This window comes from Micromonospora sp. KLBMP9576, from assembly GCF_050941805.1.
In the GTDB taxonomy this organism is placed as follows: Bacteria; Actinomycetota; Actinomycetes; order Mycobacteriales; family Micromonosporaceae; genus Micromonospora.
The window spans coordinates 1,893,307-1,911,988 of sequence record NZ_CP194567.1 but is presented as its reverse complement, the minus strand read 5'-3'; the positions used below and the strand labels follow the sequence as shown (position 1 = coordinate 1,911,988).

At 72.9% G+C, this 18,682-nt stretch carries 15 protein-coding genes; 4 read left to right on the top strand and 11 right to left on the bottom strand.

All coding sequences use genetic code 11. The annotated features are described in order from the left end of the window. The 5 genes from mtlA to ACQ452_RS08585 all read right to left on the bottom strand — a co-directional run bounded on the left by mtlA (position 1) and on the right by ACQ452_RS08585 (position 6,440). Positions 1 to 1,131: a mannitol-specific PTS transporter subunit IIC gene (gene mtlA / locus ACQ452_RS08605; RefSeq protein ID WP_433391929.1), complete on the bottom strand. Its 1,131-nt coding sequence runs from the start codon at positions 1,129 to 1,131 to the stop codon at positions 1 to 3. A gap of 14 nt (positions 1,132 to 1,145) precedes the next feature. Further along, positions 1,146 to 2,096 (bottom strand): 1-phosphofructokinase, encoded by a 951-nt coding sequence (gene pfkB / locus ACQ452_RS08600; protein ID WP_433394053.1) that lies wholly within the window; start codon positions 2,094 to 2,096, stop codon positions 1,146 to 1,148. Positions 2,097 to 2,110: 14 nt separating this feature from the next. Next, on the bottom strand, positions 2,111 to 2,872 hold the full coding sequence (locus ACQ452_RS08595) for a DeoR/GlpR family DNA-binding transcription regulator (RefSeq protein ID WP_433391926.1): 762 nt from the start codon (positions 2,870 to 2,872) through the stop codon (positions 2,111 to 2,113). Between the two features lie 209 nt (positions 2,873 to 3,081). Next, a complete protein-coding gene (locus ACQ452_RS08590) occupies positions 3,082 to 3,627 on the bottom strand; it encodes a DUF488 domain-containing protein (RefSeq protein WP_433391924.1) in 546 nt (181 codons plus the stop codon). A 194-nt stretch (positions 3,628 to 3,821) separates the two neighbouring features. After that, positions 3,822 to 6,440 carry a glycoside hydrolase family 9 protein gene (locus ACQ452_RS08585; RefSeq protein WP_433391922.1) on the bottom strand — a complete coding sequence of 873 codons (2,619 nt, stop codon included), beginning with the start codon at positions 6,438 to 6,440 and terminating at the stop codon, positions 3,822 to 3,824. A gap of 329 nt (positions 6,441 to 6,769) precedes the next feature. On the opposite strand from ACQ452_RS08585, the gene ACQ452_RS08580 reads away from it, so the two are divergent. Together ACQ452_RS08580 and ACQ452_RS08575 are read left to right on the top strand one after the other, a co-directional pair. After that, entirely contained in the window at positions 6,770 to 8,338 is a 1,569-nt protein-coding gene (locus ACQ452_RS08580; protein WP_433391921.1) for an aldehyde dehydrogenase family protein, read from the top strand. A gap of 210 nt (positions 8,339 to 8,548) precedes the next feature. After that, positions 8,549 to 9,328 carry a M23 family metallopeptidase gene (locus ACQ452_RS08575; RefSeq protein ID WP_433391919.1) on the top strand — a complete coding sequence of 260 codons (780 nt, stop codon included), beginning with the start codon at positions 8,549 to 8,551 and terminating at the stop codon, positions 9,326 to 9,328. 63 nt (positions 9,329 to 9,391) lie between these two features. On the opposite strand, the gene ACQ452_RS08570 is transcribed toward ACQ452_RS08575, so the two are convergent. Beyond that, the gene (locus ACQ452_RS08570) at positions 9,392 to 10,456 is read right to left on the bottom strand and encodes a GNAT family N-acetyltransferase (protein WP_433391917.1); all 1,065 of its coding nucleotides are present in this window, start codon (positions 10,454 to 10,456) and stop codon (positions 9,392 to 9,394) included. A 117-nt stretch (positions 10,457 to 10,573) separates the two neighbouring features. Then, positions 10,574 to 11,272, bottom strand: a complete 699-nt coding sequence (locus ACQ452_RS08565; RefSeq protein ID WP_433391915.1) for an amino acid-binding protein — start codon at positions 11,270 to 11,272, stop codon at positions 10,574 to 10,576. A 152-nt stretch (positions 11,273 to 11,424) separates the two neighbouring features. On the opposite strand from ACQ452_RS08565, the gene ACQ452_RS08560 reads away from it, so the two are divergent. Together ACQ452_RS08560 and ACQ452_RS08555 are read left to right on the top strand one after the other, a co-directional pair. Further along, entirely contained in the window at positions 11,425 to 12,507 is a 1,083-nt protein-coding gene (locus ACQ452_RS08560; RefSeq protein WP_433391913.1) for a phosphotransferase family protein, read from the top strand. Continuing rightward, the gene (locus ACQ452_RS08555) at positions 12,507 to 13,721 is read left to right on the top strand and encodes an acyl-CoA dehydrogenase family protein (RefSeq protein ID WP_433391911.1); all 1,215 of its coding nucleotides are present in this window, start codon (positions 12,507 to 12,509) and stop codon (positions 13,719 to 13,721) included. The genes ACQ452_RS08560 and ACQ452_RS08555 overlap by 1 nt, the downstream gene beginning before the upstream one ends. A 455-nt stretch (positions 13,722 to 14,176) precedes the next feature. On the opposite strand, the gene ACQ452_RS08550 is transcribed toward ACQ452_RS08555, so the two are convergent. The 4 genes from ACQ452_RS08550 to ACQ452_RS08535 form a co-directional block, all read right to left on the bottom strand. Continuing rightward, positions 14,177 to 15,223 (bottom strand): LacI family DNA-binding transcriptional regulator, encoded by a 1,047-nt coding sequence (locus ACQ452_RS08550; protein WP_433391909.1) that lies wholly within the window; start codon positions 15,221 to 15,223, stop codon positions 14,177 to 14,179. An 86-nt stretch (positions 15,224 to 15,309) separates the two neighbouring features. Continuing rightward, a complete protein-coding gene (locus tag ACQ452_RS08545) occupies positions 15,310 to 16,743 on the bottom strand; it encodes a GH1 family beta-glucosidase (RefSeq protein ID WP_433391906.1) in 1,434 nt (477 codons plus the stop codon). Beyond that, positions 16,740 to 17,540 carry a carbohydrate ABC transporter permease gene (locus ACQ452_RS08540; protein WP_433394051.1) on the bottom strand — a complete coding sequence of 267 codons (801 nt, stop codon included), beginning with the start codon at positions 17,538 to 17,540 and terminating at the stop codon, positions 16,740 to 16,742. Before ACQ452_RS08540 ends, ACQ452_RS08545 begins: the two co-directional genes overlap by 4 nt. Before the next feature lie 101 nt (positions 17,541 to 17,641). After that, positions 17,642 to 18,625: a carbohydrate ABC transporter permease gene (locus ACQ452_RS08535; RefSeq protein WP_433391904.1), complete on the bottom strand. Its 984-nt coding sequence runs from the start codon at positions 18,623 to 18,625 to the stop codon at positions 17,642 to 17,644. Positions 18,626 to 18,682 lie beyond the last annotated feature (57 nt).

The following is an 18,682-nucleotide window of genomic DNA, read 5'->3' as shown; positions in this document are numbered from 1 at the left end:
TCAGGCCTCCAGCTTCGCCGACTTGTTGTCGGCCTCGTCCGGGTCGACGATCGTCTCCTCGTCGGGGCCGACGGGGTCCTCGGCGGGCTCGCCGCGGCCGAAGCCGAGCAGGGCCGAGGCCACGGCGAAGCTGACGGCGGCGGCGATCAGGATGCCGAGGAGCACCCCGAAGTAGCCGCCCCTGGGGGTGACCGCCAGGTAGGCGAAGATGCTGCCCGGCGACGGGGTGGCGACCAGGCCCGCCCCCGTGATCATGAAGGTGCCGATGCCGGCGGCGCCGCCGGCGATCATGGCGAGGATCAGCTTCGGCTTCATCAGCACGTACGGGAAGTAGATCTCGTGGATGCCGCCGAGGAACTGCACGATGATCGCGGCCGGGGTGCTGGGGCGCAGCGCGCGGGGGCCGAAGAACATGAAGGCGAGCAGCAGCCCGAGGCCGGGGCCGGGGTTCGACTCGATCATGAACAGGATCGACTTGCCCGTGTCGGCCGCCTCGGCGATGCCCAGCGGGCCGAACACGCCGTGGTTGATGGCGTTGTTGAGGAAGAGCACCTTGGCGGGTTCGACGAGCACCGAGGTCAGCGGCAGCAGGTCGGCGTCGACGAGCCAGTCGACGCCCGAGCCGGCCTGCTTGGTGAGCCACTCGACCACCGGGCCGATGCCGAAGACGCCGCCGATGGCCATCGCGGCGCCGATGATGCCGGCGCTGAAGTTGTCGACAAGCATCTCGAAGCCGGGACGGATCCGGTTCTCGACCAGGCCGTCGAAGAGCTTGAGGAGGTAGGCGGCGAGCGGACCGATGATCATCGCGCCGAGGATCATCGGCACGTCGGCGCCGACCACGAGACCCATGGTCGCCACCGCGCCGACGACGGCGCCGCGCTGGCCGTGTACCAGCCGCCCGCCGGTGTAGCCGACGAGCACCGGAAGCAGGATCTTGATGATCGGGTCGACGAGCTCGGCGAGGGTCGCGTTGGGGATCCAGCCGGTCGGGATGAACAGCGCCGTGATCAGGCCCCAGGCGATGAACGCGCCGATGTTGGGCATGACCATCGCGGCCAGGTAGCCGCCGAGGCGCTGCACCGAGGCTCGGAAGCCCTGGCCTTGCACCTGGGGTGTGTAGGAGGTCACGGGGGGTATCTCCTTTAGCAGGGTCCGGACGGCGGCAGGGGAAGCCGCCCCTCCGGTCGGGGGTGGATGGTGACGTCGTGGCGGAACAGGTCCGCGGGGCCGGGCATCCGGCTGCCGGGCAGGCTCACCGCGGCGGCCCCCCAGGCCAGGCCCTCGGCCAGGGCGGCGGCACCGCGCGCGCCCGCGGCGAGGAAACCGGCGAGCAGCGCGTCGCCGGCGCCGACGGTGCTGCGGGGCCTCTCGACCGGGCAGCTGCCGGTGACGACCCCGTCGGCGTCGACGAGGACGGCGCCGTCGGGGCCGAGGCTGGCCACCACGGTGCCGGCCCCCCATTCCCGCAGCCGCTGGGCGGCGGCGACCACGTCGCCGAGGTCGGCCAGGGGGGCGCCGACCACCTCGGCCAGCTCCTCACGGTTGGGCTTGAGCAGGGTCGCCCCGGCCAGGGCGGCCTCGCGCAGGGCGGGGCCGCTGGTGTCGACGGCGACCCGGACGCCGGCGGCCCGTAGCTGGCGGCAGAGCCGGGCGTACGTGTCGGCGGGCAGGCCGGGGGGAACGCTGCCACACAGCACGACCCAGTCGGCCTTCCCGGCGCGGTCGAGCACCCCGTCGGTGATCTCGTCGAGCTCGGCCCCGCACATCACCGGGCCGGGCTCGTTGACCTTGGTGACCGTGCCGTCGGGCTCGGCGAGGGTGATGTTGGAACGGGTCCGTCCGGAGATCGGCACCGCGAGGACCTTCACCCCCTCCGCCTCGAGCAGGCGGATGAGCTGGTTGCCCTCGTCGCCGCCGGAGGGCAGCACCGCCACCGACGGCACCCCGTTGGCCAGCAGGGCCCGGGACACGTTGACGCCCTTGCCACCCGGGTCGAGGTGCGCCGTGGCGGCCCGGATGACCTCGCCGCGGGTGAGGGAGTCGACCTCGACCGCCCGGTCGAGGCTGGGGTTGAGGGTGACGGTGACGATCATGCTCGGCCCGGCCCTCATGCCCGCACCACACGCAGGTCCGCGGCCTCCAGCTCGCCGACCAGCTCGAGGTCGGCACGGTTGTCGGTGATGAGCAGGTCCAGGTCCGCCAGCTCGGCGAAGCGGGCCAGGTAGTCGTTGCCGATCTTGGTGTGGTCGGCGACCACCACCGTGCGGCGGGCCGCCCTGACCATGGCCCGCTTCACCGCCGCCTCGGCCGGGTCCGGGGTGGTCAGGCCGCGCTCGACCGAGATGCCGTTGGTCCCGACGAACGCGACGTCGACGTAGAGCTCCGCCAGCAGACGCAGGGACCAGTCGTCGACCGTCGCGAGGGTCTTGCCGCGCACCCGGCCGCCCAGCAGCAGGACGTTGAGATTGGCGTACGTGCCGAGGGTGGTGGCGATGACCGGTGAGTTGACCACTACGGTCAGCTCCCGGTCGACCGGGAGCAACTGTGCCAGCCGGGCGGTGGTGGTGCCGGCGTCGAGGATGATGGCGCCCTGCTCGGGCACCTCGTTGAGGGCGAGCTTGGCGATGCGCTCCTTCTCCTCGATGAGCACCGCGTCGCGTGCCGCCAGCGCGGGCTCGAAGCCGAGCCGCTCGACCGGGATCGCGCCGCCGTGCACCCGACGCAGCACCCCGGCCCGCTCCAGCTGGGTGAGGTCGCGCCGGATGGTCTCCGACGTGACGTTGAGCCCGTCGGCCAGGCCCGTCACCTCGACCCGGCCCACCTCGCGTGCGATGCGGAGGATCTCCTGCTGACGCTCTTCGGCGTACACGATGTTGTTTCACCGCCGTTTCTTTTTGCTTGTGCTTTGTTTACGCCCGATTGAGTGACAAGTCAAGAGTCGGCGGCGCCTGCGTACCGACCGGGCGCCCCACTGTGGAGACACCACCGGCGAGGCGGTCGCCGGGCTGAAGGGCTGAGCCACCCCCGACGCCGATCCGCACCGACGGGACGTGCGTCCCGCCCCACGCCGCCCGCGCGTCACCCCTCGCCGGAGAGGGCTCGACCGTCCCAGACGAGGTCCCCGTCGGGCAGGCGGCGGGCACCCTCGGCCGGCGGGTGTGCGGCGAGCCGGCCGTCGGGCATCAGGTGCCGCACCGGCGCGCCGCGTCCCAGCACGGCCACGTCGGCGATCAACCGCCGGTGGCAGCGCCACCAGACGCTCTCGCTGCACATCACCGCCGTGCTGCGGACCGCCGCGTCGGCCAGCACCGCGTCCAGCGCCGCCCGGAAGTCGGCGGTACGGGTGTACGCCGCGTACGCCCGGAAGGCGGCCACGGTCCACCAGCCGTCCGGCTCGGCGCCGCCGGCCGGGAGGTGCCGCCGGCCGCCGAGGCGCTGCTCCCAGCGGTAGTCCACGCCGGCCGCCGGCAGCCAGCGGGCCAGTTCCTCCCGGCGTACGTCGGGGTTGGTCCGACTCGCCGGGAAGCGCCGCACGTCCACGACGAGCGCGACCCCGGCACCGGTCAGCAGCTCGCCCAGCCGCTCCCGGTCCGCCGCCCCGTGCCCCACCGTCAGCAGTGTCACGCCGGGGGGAATGCCCCGAATCGCGGGCGGCTACCGCCGGCGCGAGGCGGAGGACGCCCAGGGTCTCCGCGCGGGGCGGCGGGAGGCGGGCCGGCGGCGAGAGTGGGACCGGTGCACCCCGACCCCCCGGCCGACGAGGACAGTTGCCGTCCTCGGGGAACGGCAACTGTCCGGGGTCTCAGGCGGATTGCGCGTCAGGAGACGGTGCAGGGGGTGCCGTTGAGGGTGAAGGCGGTGGGTAACGGGTTCGTACCGGTGTGGGTGCCGTTGAAGCCGAAGCTCGTCGACGCCCCCGCCGCGAGCCTGCCGTTGTAGGAGACGTTGGTCGCGGTGACCGCGGTGCCGGTCTGGGTCCACGTCGCCGACCAGCCCTGGCCGACCCGCTGACCGGCGGCGGGGAAGCCGAAGGCCAGCGTCCAGCCGTCGATGGTGGTCGCGGCGGTGTTGGTGACGGTGACGTTCGCGGTGAAGCCGGTGTCCCAACCGCTGGTCGTCCAGGCCACCGCGCAGCCGCCGGACGCGGGCGGGTCGGCGGTGGTGACCGCGACCGGCGCGGACGCCGCCGAGGCGTTGCCGGCCGCGTCCACCGCCACCACGTGGAACTGGTACGCGGTGGCGGCGGTCAGCCCGGTCACCGCCAGCGTGGTGCCGGTGGGCGAGCCGACCAGCACGTCGGTCGCGCCTGCCTCGCGGTAGACCCGGTACCCGGTGACGCCGACGTCGTCGGTCGACGCGGGCCAGGTCAGGGTCAGCCCGGTGGCCGTGACCGCCGAGGCGACGGGGGTGCCGGGGGCGGTCGGCGCGGTGGTGTCCGGGGTGGCCGGCGCGGGCTCGTCACCCCAGATCCGGGTGGCGCCGGAGTGGAGCGTGACCTTCCGGTTCGGCCCCGCCACCGGCTGGTACGACGGGTCGTTCGTCGGGTCCCAGGTGCCGCCCTCCGGCACACCGATCTTGAACTGCACCTCCATCCGGTGCTGCGACTGCCCGGCGGGCGCGATGGTGTGCCCGGTGCAGTCCACCTCGACGTACCAGATGTCGCCGCTGTGCTGGCGGGCCGTGGACGGCGACGGGCAGCCCTGGGTGTAGCCGGGGGTGACCGTGACCGGGCCGGGGCCGTCGGGGCGGAAGTAGTAGCGGAACCTGCCGTCGGTCAGGGCGCGGGCCGGAAACGCCGACCTGTTGTAGACGATGGCCTTGAGGCCGGTGGCGCGCGGCTCGGCCTGCATCACGGTGGTCTCCACGGTCAGCTCGTCGATGTCGGGCGTCTCGGCGCGGGGGAAGCCGGCGAGCGGGGTGCCGCCGTACTCCTGGGTGAGCCGGGCCAGCGCGGAGCTGAAGCCGGCGTTGTAGTCGGTGGCGACCTCGTTCATCACGTAGTCCGACCGGTTGTCGGTGTACGCGTCGTTCGCCGCCGACGGGCCGCCGACCAACGCGCCGTAGAGGGTGTGCCGGGTCTCGACGGGCACCGTCTGGCTGTCCCACCAGGAGCCGTGCGCCGTGCGGTGGTGCGGGTTGCGCGGCGGGTTGGCCCCGAAGCCGATGACGTAGCTGGAGGCGCGCGGGTTGTCGCCGAGCGCGTAGTTGATCTGCCGGACCGCGAAGTCGTGGTAGCGGGCCTTGCGGGCGGCGTCGGTGGTCCTGTCGCTGTAGACCAGGGCGGCGAAGGAGGTGTTCGCGGCGTAGCGCAGGGCCCCCCACGAGTCGAGCACGGCCATCCCGCCCGGCGAGTACGGCACCCGCTGCCCGTTGACGCCGACGGTCCAGTAGTCGAGCCAGCGGTTGGCGTCATCGACGTACTTCTGCCTGCCGGTCAGGTTGGCCAGCAGCACGTACGCGCCGAACTGCTTGTTGTCCCAGGCGATGGTCCACTTGTAGGACCGCGTGGTGGACTGGTTCTCGGTACCGAGCTTGTCGTACTCGCTCTCGGCCTTGGCGAGGTAGGCGGCCTCGCCGGTGGCCCGGTACAGCCAGATCGCCGACCAGACCAGCTCGTCCTGCCAGCCGCTCCAGGAGCGGTAGAAGCTGGTCGCGTCCGTGATGCACTCGTGGTAGCTCCGGCGCACCGTGTCGGCGAAGGTGTGCAGCTGCTTCGCGTGCCCGAGCAGCCGGTCGGCGTAGGCGGCGTCGGTGGGCCGGAAGACCATCGACGACGCGGCCATCGCCGCCGCCGTCTCACCGGCCAGGTCCGCGCCGCCGCAACTGGCGTCGATCCGGTACGCGGGCCGCGCCATCGGCAGCACCTCGGCCGGGCCCCACCACTTGTGGTCGTCGTCGCCCTTGCCGACCTGGCCGTAGAGGACGTCGGGGGCCGGGTGCGCCCGGATGAAGTAGTCGTTGACGAAGCGCAGGTTGTCGAGCAGGTGCGGCAACTGCCCGGAGGCCGTGTAGCCGCCGCGGTACTCCACCGCGCCCCACGCCAGCATGGTGGTGCTGAACGCCATCGGGAAGCCGAACTTGACGTGGTCGCCGGCGTCGTACCAGCCGCCGGTGAGGTCCAGCCCGACGTCGGCGCCGTCGGTGCGCGCGGAGTCGCCGCGCCAGGAGACCCGGTTCCAGTCCGGCAGCTCCCCGGACTGCTGCGCCTCGTAGAAGTAGAGCGACTTCTGCAACGCCTCGGCGTAGTTGAAGGCCGGCGCGGCGGACGCGCCGGGCGGGGGTCCGGCGGACGCGGACCCCGACGACGGCGCGGCGACGGCGAGGGGCAGCCCGGCCAGCAGGGCGACGCCGGCGGCCAGCAGCCGCCGCGGCCGGGGCTGGCCGGCTAGCGGGGATCTGCCGGGGCGGCCGCGGAACGGCCAGGTCAGGTGGCGCATGGCGGGCTCCTGTCGGGGGCGCCGCCGGTGGCCGCAGCGACGCGGGACGGCGTCGGGCGGCACGGCCACCGGCGACTGCGTGGGGTGGCGGCGTGACCAGGGACAGCGCCGTGGAAGCGCTCCCATGTATCGCCAATGTAATGTGACGGCCGTCGATTGGGAAGCACCACGACGTCCACCCCCGACGTGGACCAACCCACGGGCTGGCCCGGTCGCGTCCTGCTCTACGGACGTACGGTTGCCGCCGCGACACGCGACGCGGGACAGTACGCCACACCAGCGGCGCCATCGACGTTGCCGCTCCCCCGGTCGACCCCGAGGAGATCACGATGGCGCTACGACTCGCTGACGGCACCGCCTGGTCCGACACCCTGACCCGGGCGGTCGCCGCCGCCCCGGAGGCGTTCGGCCCGCCGACCGACGGCATCGTCACCCTGCACAACCTGGCCATGGGCGACTGGCGCGCGCTCGGGACACCCGTCCCCGTGCGCACCCCGGTCGACAACACCGTCCTGGTCAACCTGCCCCGACTCGACGCGGACGGCGCCCGCGCGGCCGTCGCGCACGCCGCCGCCGCGCACCGGGAGTGGGCCGACACGCCGCTGGCGCAGCGCAAGGCGCGGGTCACCGACGCCCTGGACGCGCTCACCGCGCACCGCGACCTGCTGGCCATGCTGCTGGTCTGGGAGATCGGCAAGCCGTGGCGGCTGGCCTGCGCCGACGTCGACCGGGCACTGGACGGCGTCCGGTGGTACGCGGGCGAGATCGACCGGATGCTCGCCGACGGCCGCGAGCCGCTGGCCGGCCCGGTCAGCAACATCGCGTCGTGGAACTACCCGATGAGTGTGCTCGTGCACGCCGAGCTGGTGCAGCTCCTCGCCGGCAACGCGGTGATCGCCAAGACGCCGTCGCAGGGCGGGGCGGTCTGCCTGACCGTCGCGCACGCGTTGATGCACCGCGCCGGGCTGCCCGCCACCCTGCTCTCCGGCAGCGGTGAGGAACTCTCCGAGGTGCTGGTCCGCGCCCCGGAGATCGGCGCGGTGGCCTTCGTCGGCGGTCGCTCCAACGGCGGCAAGGTCGCCGCCGCGCTACTCGACAGCGACAAGCGGCACTTCATCGAGCAGGAGGGGCTCAACGCCTGGGGCGTCTGGAACTTCTCCCAGTGGGACCTGCTCGCCGGGCACCTGAAGAAGGGCTTCGAGTACGGCAAGCAGCGCTGCACCGCGTACCCCCGGTTCGTGGTGCAGCGCGACCTCGTCGACGAGTTCCTCGACGTGTACCTGCCGGTGGTGCGCTCCGTCCGGTTCGGGCATCCGCTTGCCGTCGGCGACGACTGGACCGCCGGCGACCCGCTGCCGGAGCTGGACTTCGGCCCGCTGATCAGCGCCGCCAAGGCCGACGAGCTGCGCCGCAAGGTCGACGAGGCGGTACGCGGCGGCGCGGTGCCGCTGCACCGGGGCAAGCTGCACGGCGCACCGTTCCTCGACGGGCAGGACACGTCCGCGTACGTGGCGCCGTCGGTGCTGCTGGCCCCGCCCGGCCGGTCCCGGCTGATGCACGCCGAGCCGTTCGGCCCCGTCGACACCATCGTCGTGGTGGACACCACCGACGAACTGCTGGCCGCCATGAACGCCTCCAACGGCGCGCTGGTCGCCTCGCTCGCCTGCGACGACGAGGAGTTGGCCGGCAAGCTCGCGGTCGACCTCCAGGCGTTCAAGGTGGGCATCAACAAGCCGCGCTCCCGGGGCGACCGGGACGAGCCGTTCGGCGGCCGGGGTGCTTCCTGGAAGGGCGCCTTCGTCGGCGGCGACCTGCTGGTGCGGGCGGTCACCCAGGGCGGCGACGGCCGCCTCTACGGCAACTTCCCCGACTGGACGGCGCTGCCGCCGAACGTCTAGCCGCCCGCGCGCCCGCCCCGGATTCCGTTGGCAGGGAACCCGGGGCGGCCCGCCACGCCTGCGGGCGTCTTGACAGCACACGGATCGATTCCCATAAGATCCACATCACTGAGCTCGAACATCGTCGCTCACGCCCGTTCCTTGCGGAGCGTCGGGCGTTCGTGACGCGACATGATCGAGGAGCGCATGCGGCAGACCGAAGGATCAGCGGTGGACGTCGGGCACTCGCCGCACCGCGTCAAGCGTCGCCACCTGCTCGGGATGATCACTGCCGCGCTCGCCGGCGGCATGATCCCGGAGGCCTGGCTCGCGGAAGCCGCGTACGGCGCCACCCCCCGGTGGAACCGCCCGTTCGACAAGTGGGTCCCGATCACGTCGTCGTTCGGGTCGCGGACCGACCCGATCACCGGCGAGACCAGGTATCACGCCGGCACCGACTACAGCTACTCCGGGATCCTCGGCTATCCCGTCCGGTCGATCGCGGCCGGCACGGTAAGCGTCGGTTACAACGCGAGTGGTTATGGCAACTATGCGGTCGTCACCCATGCCGACGGCTGGCAGAGCCTCTACGGACACCTGCGGGACACTCCCGTGGTCCGCACGGGCGCGCAGGTCGCCGCCGGGCAGCAGATCGGCGTCGTCGGCACGACCGGCCGCTCGACCGGGCCGCACCTGCACCTTGAGGTATTCCGTCCCAACGGCGCACTGGTCGACCCGGAGTCGATCCTCGCGGGCGCACCCTACGCCGGGGCACCCGGATCTCCCCCCGAAGTTCTCACCAAGGACGGCTTGATGTATCTCATCTGGAGCACCGCCGGCACCGGTTTCCTGGTCACCCCCAACCGCGTGATCGGGTTCCGGACGATCGCCCACTACAACCTGTTCAAACGGATCATCAACTCCAACCAGGCCGCCGCCCAGCCGGACACCTTCAACCTGGCGGAGATCGACATCATCAACGCGTACCTGAACGGGACCGTGCCGGCCTGACCCTCGGCGGCGGCCCGCGTCGGGGGTGGACGGGCGCCGGCCGCCCGTCCGGAAGGGACCCTCCTACCACGGGGGCGTGCACAAGGGGGCCTTCCGCTCACCGCGGCTGCCGACGGCGAGCGGGAGGGTCAGGGTCACCAGCGTGCCGTCGCGTTCGGCCGGGGTGGCCCGGCCGAGTCGGCGTACGGTGCGCAGCATCGGGGCGTTGCCCGCGTGCACGTGCAGCGTCAGGGCCGCGTAACCGGCCCGCTCGGCGTGCCCGACCAGCCGGCGCAGCAGGGCTGAGCCGAGGCCCCGCCGCTGCCAGTCGTCGCGGACCAGCAGCGCCACCTCGGCCTCGTCGCCCTCGGCGAGCAGGTTCGCCATCGCCACCACCGAATCCGGGTCGCCGGCCGTGGCGAGCAGGGTCACGCCCCGGGCCGGCTCCAGCAGCCGGCGCAGCCGGGCCGGCGGGGGCATCGCCGCCCCGCCCAGGTAACGGTGGTGCCGGCTGCGCGCCGAGCAGCCCTCGTGCAACTCGACCACGCCGGGCAGGTCGTCGGCGGTCGCCGGGCGTACGGCTGCCTCGGCCCCGTCGGGCAGCACCAGGGCGACCTGCTCGGCGGCCCGGCGCGCGACGGCGGCCGACAACTCGACCAGGGCCTGGGCCCGGGCGTACTCGGCGGGGATGAAGCCCGGCACCGCGCGGCGCAGCGCGAACGAGCCGCCGGCCGGGTCGTCCAGCAGCATGGTGGTGTCGGTGAGCCCACCGCCGGCGCCGGCCGGGGCGGGCCGCCAGGTGACGTCGTCCGCGCCGAGCAGCGCGCGCAGCGCCTCCCCCGTCGAGTCGGGCTCCCGCACCAGGCGGGTGGCCAGGCCGAGCGCCCGGGTGGGCTGGTCGGCGAGCCCGCGCGCCTCGCTGCGCGCGACCCAGCAGTCCCGGCCCCGGCCGCGTTCCACGGCGGCGACGAGGCCGACCTCGTCGAGGGTGTCCGGCGCGTCGACCAGGAAGTCGTCGACGGCACCCCGTTCGGTGGTGTGCACCTGCACGGTGAGGATGTTGACCCCTCGCAAGGCCAGGCTCGCCGCCAGCACCGACAGGTAGCCCGGCCGGTCGTCCACGGTCGCCCGGATCCGCCACAGCGTCATGATTCGCTCCCTTCCTCCTCCGGATGAGGCTCGCCGGTGGGTGTTGCGGGCCGGTTGCCCCCGGGTGACGGCTCCGGTCGGGCCGCGAGACCTGCGTCACCACGGCGCCGGGTCGACTCAGGGGTTCGCGGCCACCGGCGCTGGCCCGACCAGGTCGAGGCGGTCACCGAGGATCACCGCGGCGGCCCGCACGAGCTGCGCCAGCCGGTCCACCTCCGTGGCGTGGAACGCCGCCGCGGTCGGCGTACCGGCGCATTCGCGTGCCACCACCAGCACCAGGCCGGCGCGGCCGAACGGCGCGACCGCGACGTGCGCGCCGCCGGGCGTGCTGATCGCCCGGGCACGCAGCGGGGTCACCTCCGGCAACGGCGGCGGTACGGGCGTACGCCAGCTCGCGTGCCCGACGGCCGCCGCGGTGCCGCTGCGGGCGGCCCAGTCCACCGGCACCACCGCGGCGACCGCCCAGTCGGCGGCGAGCAGCCCCGGTGCGGCGTCGACCAGGGTGGCGACGCCGTCGGCCGGGTTGGCCGCGACCTGGGCGAGCAGTTCGGCGTCCTGTCCGGAGGTGGTGGGTGCGCCGATGGCCCGCCACACCCCGTCCACCCGCACCCCGGGGATCGCCGCCAGCCCGGCGAGCAGCCGCTCGACGCGCGCCGCGCCCGGCCAGACCACCGTGAAGTCGTCCACCGCCCGCCCACCCAACCGTTCGAGGACGACGACCTGGACGATGTCCGCGCCGGAGACGCCCATGGTGCGCGCCACCTGGCCGAGTGTCCCCGGACGGTCGGGCAGGGTGATCCGAACTCGCAGCAACATGGCTGAACCCTCCGCTCAGCGGGGCCGGCTCCGCTGGCCGACAGGCTGGATCCCAGCCTGTCCGGTGGCCGTTTCGTCCCTGTTGCGGTGACGGGTCCCGGAAGTCAAATCCCGACCTTGACAACCCGGCGGAGCTGCCATCAACTATTCGGATGACCGAGCCGGCCGTTGACGCGTACGGGTCGGGCGACGCCCCCGCCGCCTCCCCCCGTGGGCTGGATCTCGACCGGCTCGCCGCCCACCTCACCCGACACCGGCCCGAGCTGGCCGACGGCCCGCTGCGGGCCCGGCTGATCGCCGGCGGCAAGTCCAACCTGACCTACCTGCTGACCGCCGGCGAGCGGGAGGTGGTGTTGCGCCGGCCGCCGCTCGGACACGTGCTGGCCACCGCCCACGACATGGCCCGGGAATACCGGGTGATCTCCGCGCTGGCGCCGACCGACGTGCCGGTACCCGGTGCGCTGCTGCTCTGCGAGGACGCCGAGGTGATCGGCGCGCCCTTCTACCTGATGGAACGGGTCCACGGCGAGGTGTTGCGCAGCCGCGCCCAGACCGATCCACTCACCGCAGAGCAGCGCCGCGAGCTGGCGCTGGCGATGATGGACACCCTCGCGGCGCTGCACGCGGTCGAGCCCGCGTCGGTCGGGCTGGCCGACTTCGGGCGGCCGGCGGGCTACCTCGCGCGGCAGGTCCGCCGCTGGGCCGGCCAGCTCGACCGGTCCCGCAGCCGGCCGCTGCCCGGCATCGAGGAGCTGCGCGACCTGCTGGCCGGCACCGCGCCGGAGGGCGCGAACGCCGGCCGGATCGTGCACGGCGACTACCGGCTCGACAATCTCCTCACCACCGTCGACCCGGTGGCGGTGCGGGCCGTGCTCGACTGGGAGATGGCCACCCTCGGCGACCCGCTGGCCGACCTCGGGCTGCTGCTGACCTACTGGGACGTGCTCGGCGACAGCGACTCCGCCGCCGGCAATCCGGTTGCCGACGGGCTCGGCCCGCGCGCCGGCTTCCCCACCGGCCGGGAACTCATCGAGCGCTACGCCGGGCGCGGCGACGTGGACGTGGGGCCGCTGCACTGGCACGTCGCGCTCGGTTGCTTCAAACTCGCGGTGATCTGCGAGGGCATCCACTACCGGCACACGCTCGGGCAGACGCTCGGCGAGGGCTTCGACCGGATCGGCGACATGGTGGCACCGCTGGTCGCACACGGGCTGACCGCCGCCAGGGAGCGTTGATGGACTTCGCCTACGACACCCGCACCGAGCAGCTGCGGGCCGAGCTGACCGCGTTCCTGGACGAGCACGTGTACCCGGCCGAGCAGGTGGCCGCCGCGCAGGTGGCCGCCGCCGGCGACCCGTGGGCCCGTCCCCCGGTGATGGCCGAGCTGAAGGCCGAGGCGCGCAGGCGGGGCCTGTGGAACGTCTTCCTGCCGGATCCGCGGCACGGCGCCGGCCTGACCAACCTCCAGTACGCCCCGCTGGCCGAGCTGACCGGGCGCAGCCCGCACCTGGCCCCGGAGGCGCTCAACTGTGCCGCGCCAGACACGGGCAACATGGAGCTGCTGGCCGAATTCGGCTCGCCGCAGCAGCAGGAGCGCTGGCTACGGCCCCTGCTGGAGGGCGAGATCCGCTCGGCGTTCTGCATGACCGAGCCGGACGTGGCGTCCTCGGACGCGACCAACATCGCCACCCGGATCACCCGCGACGGCGACCACTACGTGCTCAACGGGCGCAAGTGGTGGTCGTCGGGGGCGATGGACCCGCGCTGCGAGATCTTCGTCGTGATGGGCAAGACCGACCCGGAGGCCGACCGGCACCGGCAGCAGAGCATGGTCCTGGTCCCCCGGGAGACCCCCGGCGTCGCCGTACGCCGGGGCATGACGGTCTTCGGCTACAGCGACGCCGCCCACGGCGGCCACGCCGAGATCGACTTCACCGACGTGCGCGTACCGGTGGAGAACCTGGTCGGGGCGGAGGGCTCGGGTTTCGCGATCGCCCAGGCCCGGCTCGGCCCCGGCCGGATCCACCACTGCATGCGGCTGGTCGGGATGGCGGAACGGGCCCTGGAACTGCTCTGCCGGCGGGCGCTCGAACGGGTCGCGTTCGGTCGGCCGCTCGCCGAGCAGGGCGTGGTGCGCGAGTGGATCGCCGAGTCGCGGGTACGCATCGAACAGGCCCGACTGCTGGTCCTCAAGACCGCCTGGCTGATGGACACGGTCGGCAACAAGGGCGCACACACCGAGATCCAGGCCATCAAGATCGCCACTCCCGCCATGGCGGAGTGGGTGATCGACAAGGCCATCCAGGGGTACGGCGGGGCCGGCGTCAGCCAGGACACCCCGCTGGCCGCTCTCTGGGCCCAGTCCCGCACGCTGCGGCTGGCCGACGGCCCGGACGAGGTCCACCGCTCCTCGCTGGCCAAGCGCGAACTACGCCGCTGGTCGGCCTGACCGGGCTGCGCCCGACCCGCGCCGCCCGTCCCCGGACGCCAGGCCCGACGGAGACCGCCGCCCGGCAGCCGGCCGGCCTCACACCCGCGGCTCACCGGCCGCACCCTGGACGACGTGGGCGGGCATGTTGCCGTGTCGGCCCTTTGGAGCTGATGTCGCAAACGACTCAGCTCCGAAAGAACGTCGACAAGGCACCACCCCCGGAGCGGAAGAGCGCCGGCTGATGTCACAAACGACTCAGCTCCAAAGGAACGTCGACAAGACACCACCCCCGGAGCGGAAGAGCGCCAGAAGGCCGATGGTCGCCGACGGGGACCGGGCGGAAGGGCCCGTGGCAGGAGGCCTGGTTTGCCGGGGGCCGGATCGACCTGTCTACGTCGGTGGTCGCCCCTGGGGCGGCGGACCGGCGGGGTGGCAGAGCCGGCGGGCGGCGGGGTGGCGGGGTCGGCGCCGGGTCAGGAGGAGGCGCGCTCGATGAGTTGGGTGTCGAGCAGGATGTGGGGGGACGGGAGGTCGTCGCCGCGGATGCGGGAGAGCAGCAGGCGGGCCATCTGCCGGCCCATCTCCTCCACCGGCTGGAAGACCGTGCTCAGCGGCGGCTCGGACTGCCGGGCGATCGGCGCGTCGTCGAAGCCGACCACCGCGACGTCCTCCGGCACCCGGCGGCCCGCCTCGCGCAGCGCGCGTAGCGCCCCGAACGCCATCAGGTCGGAGGCGACGAAGACGGCGTCCAGGTCGGGGCAGACCTCCAGCAGCCGGCGCATCCCGGCGGCCCCGCTGCCCTCGCTGAAGTCCCCGTACGCGATCAGGTCCGGGTTGACTCCGCCACCGGCGGCCTTGACGGCCTGCCGGTAGCCGGTCAGCCGGCCCAGGCCGGCACCCATGTCCTGGGGGCCGGCGATGGTCGCGATGCGCCGCCGCCCCCGGCCGGCCAGGTGTTCCACCGCCCGCCGGGCGCCGCCGACGTTGTCCACGTCGACGTAGTAGGCCGGCTGCGCGCCCGGTTGCAGCATCCGGGCCGGTCGCCCGCCCAGCACGGTGGGCAGGCCACGCTCCTCGAGCAGGGTGGGCAGCGGGTCGGCGTCGTGCAGCGACAGCAGCAGCACCCCGTCGACGTGCTGGTTGGTCAGGTGGTACTCCACCCGTTCCCGCTCGATCGGCGACTGGACCATGGCGAGCCAGAGCTGCAACGAGGTCTCCAGCAGCCCCGAGCTGACGCCCCGGACGATGCCGGCGAAGAACGGCTCGGTGAAGACCCGGTCGCCGGACTCCGAGACCACCAGTGCGATGGAGTCGGTGCGCTGGGTGACCAGGGCGCGGGCGGCCCGGTTCGGCACGTACCCCAGCTCGGCGATGGCCTGCTGCACCGCGGCGCGCGCCTCGGGACTCACCTGCGGCGAGCCGTTGACCACCCGGGAGACCGTCCCGCGACCGACGCCGGCGCGGGCGGCGACGGCGTCGAGGGTCGGGCGCCCGAGCGACCGGGTGCGCTGCGTTGTCATTGTCTGCTCCTCCGACGGCGGGCCGGCCCCGGCGCCGCCCCCGCCGGGGGTGACGCCGGGGCCGCCCGTTGATGGCTGGCCCTGGCCTATTGTGCGGCCAGACCGTTGCGTCGGATCACCTCGGCGTACCACCTGGCGCTGGACTTGGGGATACGCGCCTGACTGTCGTAGTCGACGTGGATCATCCCGAACCGCTTGGTGTAGCCCCAGGCCCACTCGAAATTATCCATCAGCGACCAGGCGAAGTATCCGCGCAGGGGCACCCCGGCCTCGATCGCCTCGTGCGCGGCGCGCAGGTGGGCGTCGAAGTATGCCAGCCGGTCGGCGTCGTCGACCCGCCCGTCGATGACCTCGTCGACGAAGGCCGAGCCGTTCTCGGTGACGTAGAGCGGCAGGTCCGTGTACTCCTCGTGGACCCGGCGCAGCGTCTCCGCCAGGCCGGGGGCGTCGATCTCCCAGTTCATGTCGGTGACCGGGACGCCCCGGGTGACGAACCGGACGTCCTCGCTGCCGGGCCAGCACGACGGTGCCCGCCAGTAGGGCTCCGGCGCGGCGCCGGGCACCGGGGCGGCCACGACGTGGCGGCTGTAGTAGTTGACGCCGACCACGTCCAGCGGGGTGGAGATGGTCGCCAGGTCGCCGTCGCGTACGTGGTCGAAGTCGGTGACCCCGGCCAGGTCGGCCATCAGGTCCGCCGGGTAGGACCCGCGCAGCAGCGGGTCCAGGAAGAACCGGTTGGCCAGCGCGTCGATGCGCCGCGCGGCGTCGACGTCGGCGGGGGCCTCGCTGGCCGGGGTGACCGGGTAGAGGTTTACCGTCACCCCGACCTCGGCGGTCGGCCGGGCCGCGCGCAGCGCCTGCACCGCGCGGCCGTGGCCGAGCATCAGGTGGTGCCCGGCCCGCACGGCGTCCGCGCCGTCGGAGCGGCCCGGCGCGTGCGCGCCGGAACCGTAGCCGAGGAACGCCGAGCACCACGGCTCGTTGAGCGTCGTCCAGTAGCGCACCCGGTCGCCGAGCGCGTCGGCGACCAGGGCGGTGTAGTCGGCGAAGCGCGCGGCCGTGTCCCGGGCCGGCCAGCCGCCGGCGTCCTCCAGCGGCTGCGGCAGGTCCCAGTGGTAGAGGGTCAGCCACGGCTCGATGCCGTGCGCCAGCAGCTCGTCGACGAGCCGGCGGTAGAAGTCGAGTCCCTCGGCGTTGGCCGGGCCGGTGCCGCCGGGCTGCACCCGGGGCCAGGAGACCGAGAAACGGTACGACCTGAGCCCCAGCTCGGCCATGAGCGCGACGTCGGCCTCGATGCGGTGGTAGTGGTCGCAGGCCACGTCGCCGGTGTGCCCGGCGACGACCCGGCCGGGGGTGTGGCTGAAGGTGTCCCAGATGGACGGGGTGCGGCCGCCCTCGGCCGCCGCGCCCTCGATCTGGTACGCGGCGGTCGCCGCGCCCCAGAGGAAGCCGGGCGGGAAGGTCAGCGGCGGGCGGTCGGCGACGACGCCGACGGCGGGCGGGCTGGTGGGGTTGCTCACGACTTGACGGCGCCTTCCATGATCCCGCCGATGATCTGGCGGCCGAAGATGGTGAACACGATCAGCAACGGTAGGGTCGCCAGCGCGGTGCCGGCGAAGAGCGCGGTGTAGTCCGTCTGGTACAGGCCGGACGATAGGATCTTGAGAGAGTACTGCACCGTCGGGGTGTCCGGAGTGAGCACGACGAACGGCCAGAGGAACTCGTTCCAGGTCTGCATGAAGGTCAGCAGCCCGAGCACCGCCGCCGCCGGGCGCAACCCGGGCAGCACCACGTTCCAGTAGATCCGCCAGGTCGAGCAGCCGTCGAGGCGGGCGGCCTCGATCAGCTCGTCGCTGATCGCGGACATCGCGTACTGGCGCATCATGAACACCCCGAAGCCCTGCACCAGGAACGGCACGATGACCGCCTGCAGGGTGCCGGTCCACTCCAGCTCGACCATCATCAGATAGAGCGGGATGATGCCGAGCTGGGTCGGCACCATCATGGTCAGGATGATCACCAGGAGCAGGCCGTTGCGGCCCCGGAACCTCAGCTTGGCGAACGCGAAGCCGGCAAGCGTGGAGAAGAAGATCACCGAGATGGTGACGACGCTGGAGACCACGGCCGAGTTGGCGAGCCCGTAGAGGAACGCGGCGTCCTCGTTGGCGAGCATCCGGCCGACGTTGTCGAAGAGCATCCCGCCCGGGACGGGTGGCATCTCGTAGACGGCGCTGTTGTCGCGCGAGGCGATGATGAACGACCAGATGATCGGGAAGACCGAGAGTATGCAGCCGACGATCAACGCGAAGTAGGTCATCGGGCTGGCCTGCCAGAGCGCGGCTCCGGGCAGCCGGCGGGGCCGACGCGCCGGGGTCGGGGGCGGCGGGGTCACGGACCGGGGCAGGGCCTGGGTGGTGGTCACTTCTGCTCCCCCTTCACCGAGCGCCGCACGAGCGCGAAGTTGGCCAGCGCGAAGACGATGATCATCAGGAAGAGCAGCCAGGACATCGCCGCGCCGTAGCCGTACTCCGCGTTGCCGGTGAAGGTCTGCTCGTAGATGTACATGGCCAGGGTCTGGAACTCGTGCTCCGCGCCGCCGCGGATCATCCCGTGGCCGTACATCAGGGGCTCGGTGAAGATCTGGAAGCCACCGATGGTGGAGATGATGACCGTGAACACGATGGTCGGCCGGATCAGCGGCACGGTGATCTGCCAGAACTGCCGCCACGCGGAGGCGCCGTCCAGCGAGGCCGACTCGTACAGGTCCTTGGGGATGGCCTGCATGGCGCCGAGGTAGATCAGCGCGTTGTAGCCGGTCCAACGCCAGTCGACCATGAAGGCGATCGCGAACCAGGAGGCGTAGCGGTTGTCCCGCCAGGCCACCGGGTCGAGGCCGACGGTGCCGAGCAGCCAGTTCACCAGGCCGTAGCGGTCGGCGAAGATCAGCGCGAAGATGATGCCGACCGCCGCGACCGAGGTGATGTTCGGTACGAGGATGCCCATGCGCAGCAGGGTGCGACCGCGCATCTGACGGTTCATCAGGTTGGCGAGCAGGAGCGCCACGATGATCTGCGGCACCGTGCTGAGCAGGAAGATGCCGACGGTGTTGTAGGCGGCGTTCCAGAACTGGGCGTCCCCCAGCAGGGTGCGGTAGTTCTCCAGGCCCGCGAACTCCCGGGTGCCGCTGAGCAGTTCGTAGTCGAAGAGCGAGACGTAGACGGTGTAGAGCAGCGGGAAGAGGCCGAACACCCCGAAGAGGACGAAGAAGGGCGCGATGTACAGGTACGGCGAGTACCTGATGTCCCAACGGCCGAGCCGGTAGGAGGGACGGCGGGGCGCTGGTCGGGGGCGGACTGGCGTGGCGGCCCGCCCTGGCGGTGCCGCGCCGACAGTGGAACTCATGACAGGTCCTTCCGGGGAGAGGGGCGCAGGCCTCGCGGCGGCGCCCACCCCCGCACC

What these genes read in the sequence shown, in the direction of transcription:
- pfkB (WP_433394053.1), bottom strand. Translation starts at nt 2,096, where the DNA reads ATGATCGTCACCGTCACCCTCAACCCCAGCCTCGACCGGGCGGTCGAG.
- ACQ452_RS08585 (WP_433391922.1), bottom strand. Translation starts at nt 6,440, where the DNA reads ATGCGCCACCTGACCTGGCCGTTCCGCGGCCGCCCCGGCAGATCCCCG.
- ACQ452_RS08580 (WP_433391921.1), top strand. Translation starts at nt 6,770, where the DNA reads ATGGCGCTACGACTCGCTGACGGCACCGCCTGGTCCGACACCCTGACC.
- ACQ452_RS08570 (WP_433391917.1), bottom strand. Translation starts at nt 10,456, where the DNA reads ATGACGCTGTGGCGGATCCGGGCGACCGTGGACGACCGGCCGGGCTAC.
- ACQ452_RS08565 (WP_433391915.1), bottom strand. Translation starts at nt 11,272, where the DNA reads ATGTTGCTGCGAGTTCGGATCACCCTGCCCGACCGTCCGGGGACACTC.
- ACQ452_RS08560 (WP_433391913.1), top strand. Translation starts at nt 11,425, where the DNA reads ATGACCGAGCCGGCCGTTGACGCGTACGGGTCGGGCGACGCCCCCGCC.
- ACQ452_RS08555 (WP_433391911.1), top strand. Translation starts at nt 12,507, where the DNA reads ATGGACTTCGCCTACGACACCCGCACCGAGCAGCTGCGGGCCGAGCTG.
- ACQ452_RS08550 (WP_433391909.1), bottom strand. Translation starts at nt 15,223, where the DNA reads ATGACAACGCAGCGCACCCGGTCGCTCGGGCGCCCGACCCTCGACGCC.
- ACQ452_RS08540 (WP_433394051.1), bottom strand. Translation starts at nt 17,540, where the DNA reads ATGACCTACTTCGCGTTGATCGTCGGCTGCATACTCTCGGTCTTCCCG.
- ACQ452_RS08535 (WP_433391904.1), bottom strand. Translation starts at nt 18,625, where the DNA reads ATGAGTTCCACTGTCGGCGCGGCACCGCCAGGGCGGGCCGCCACGCCA.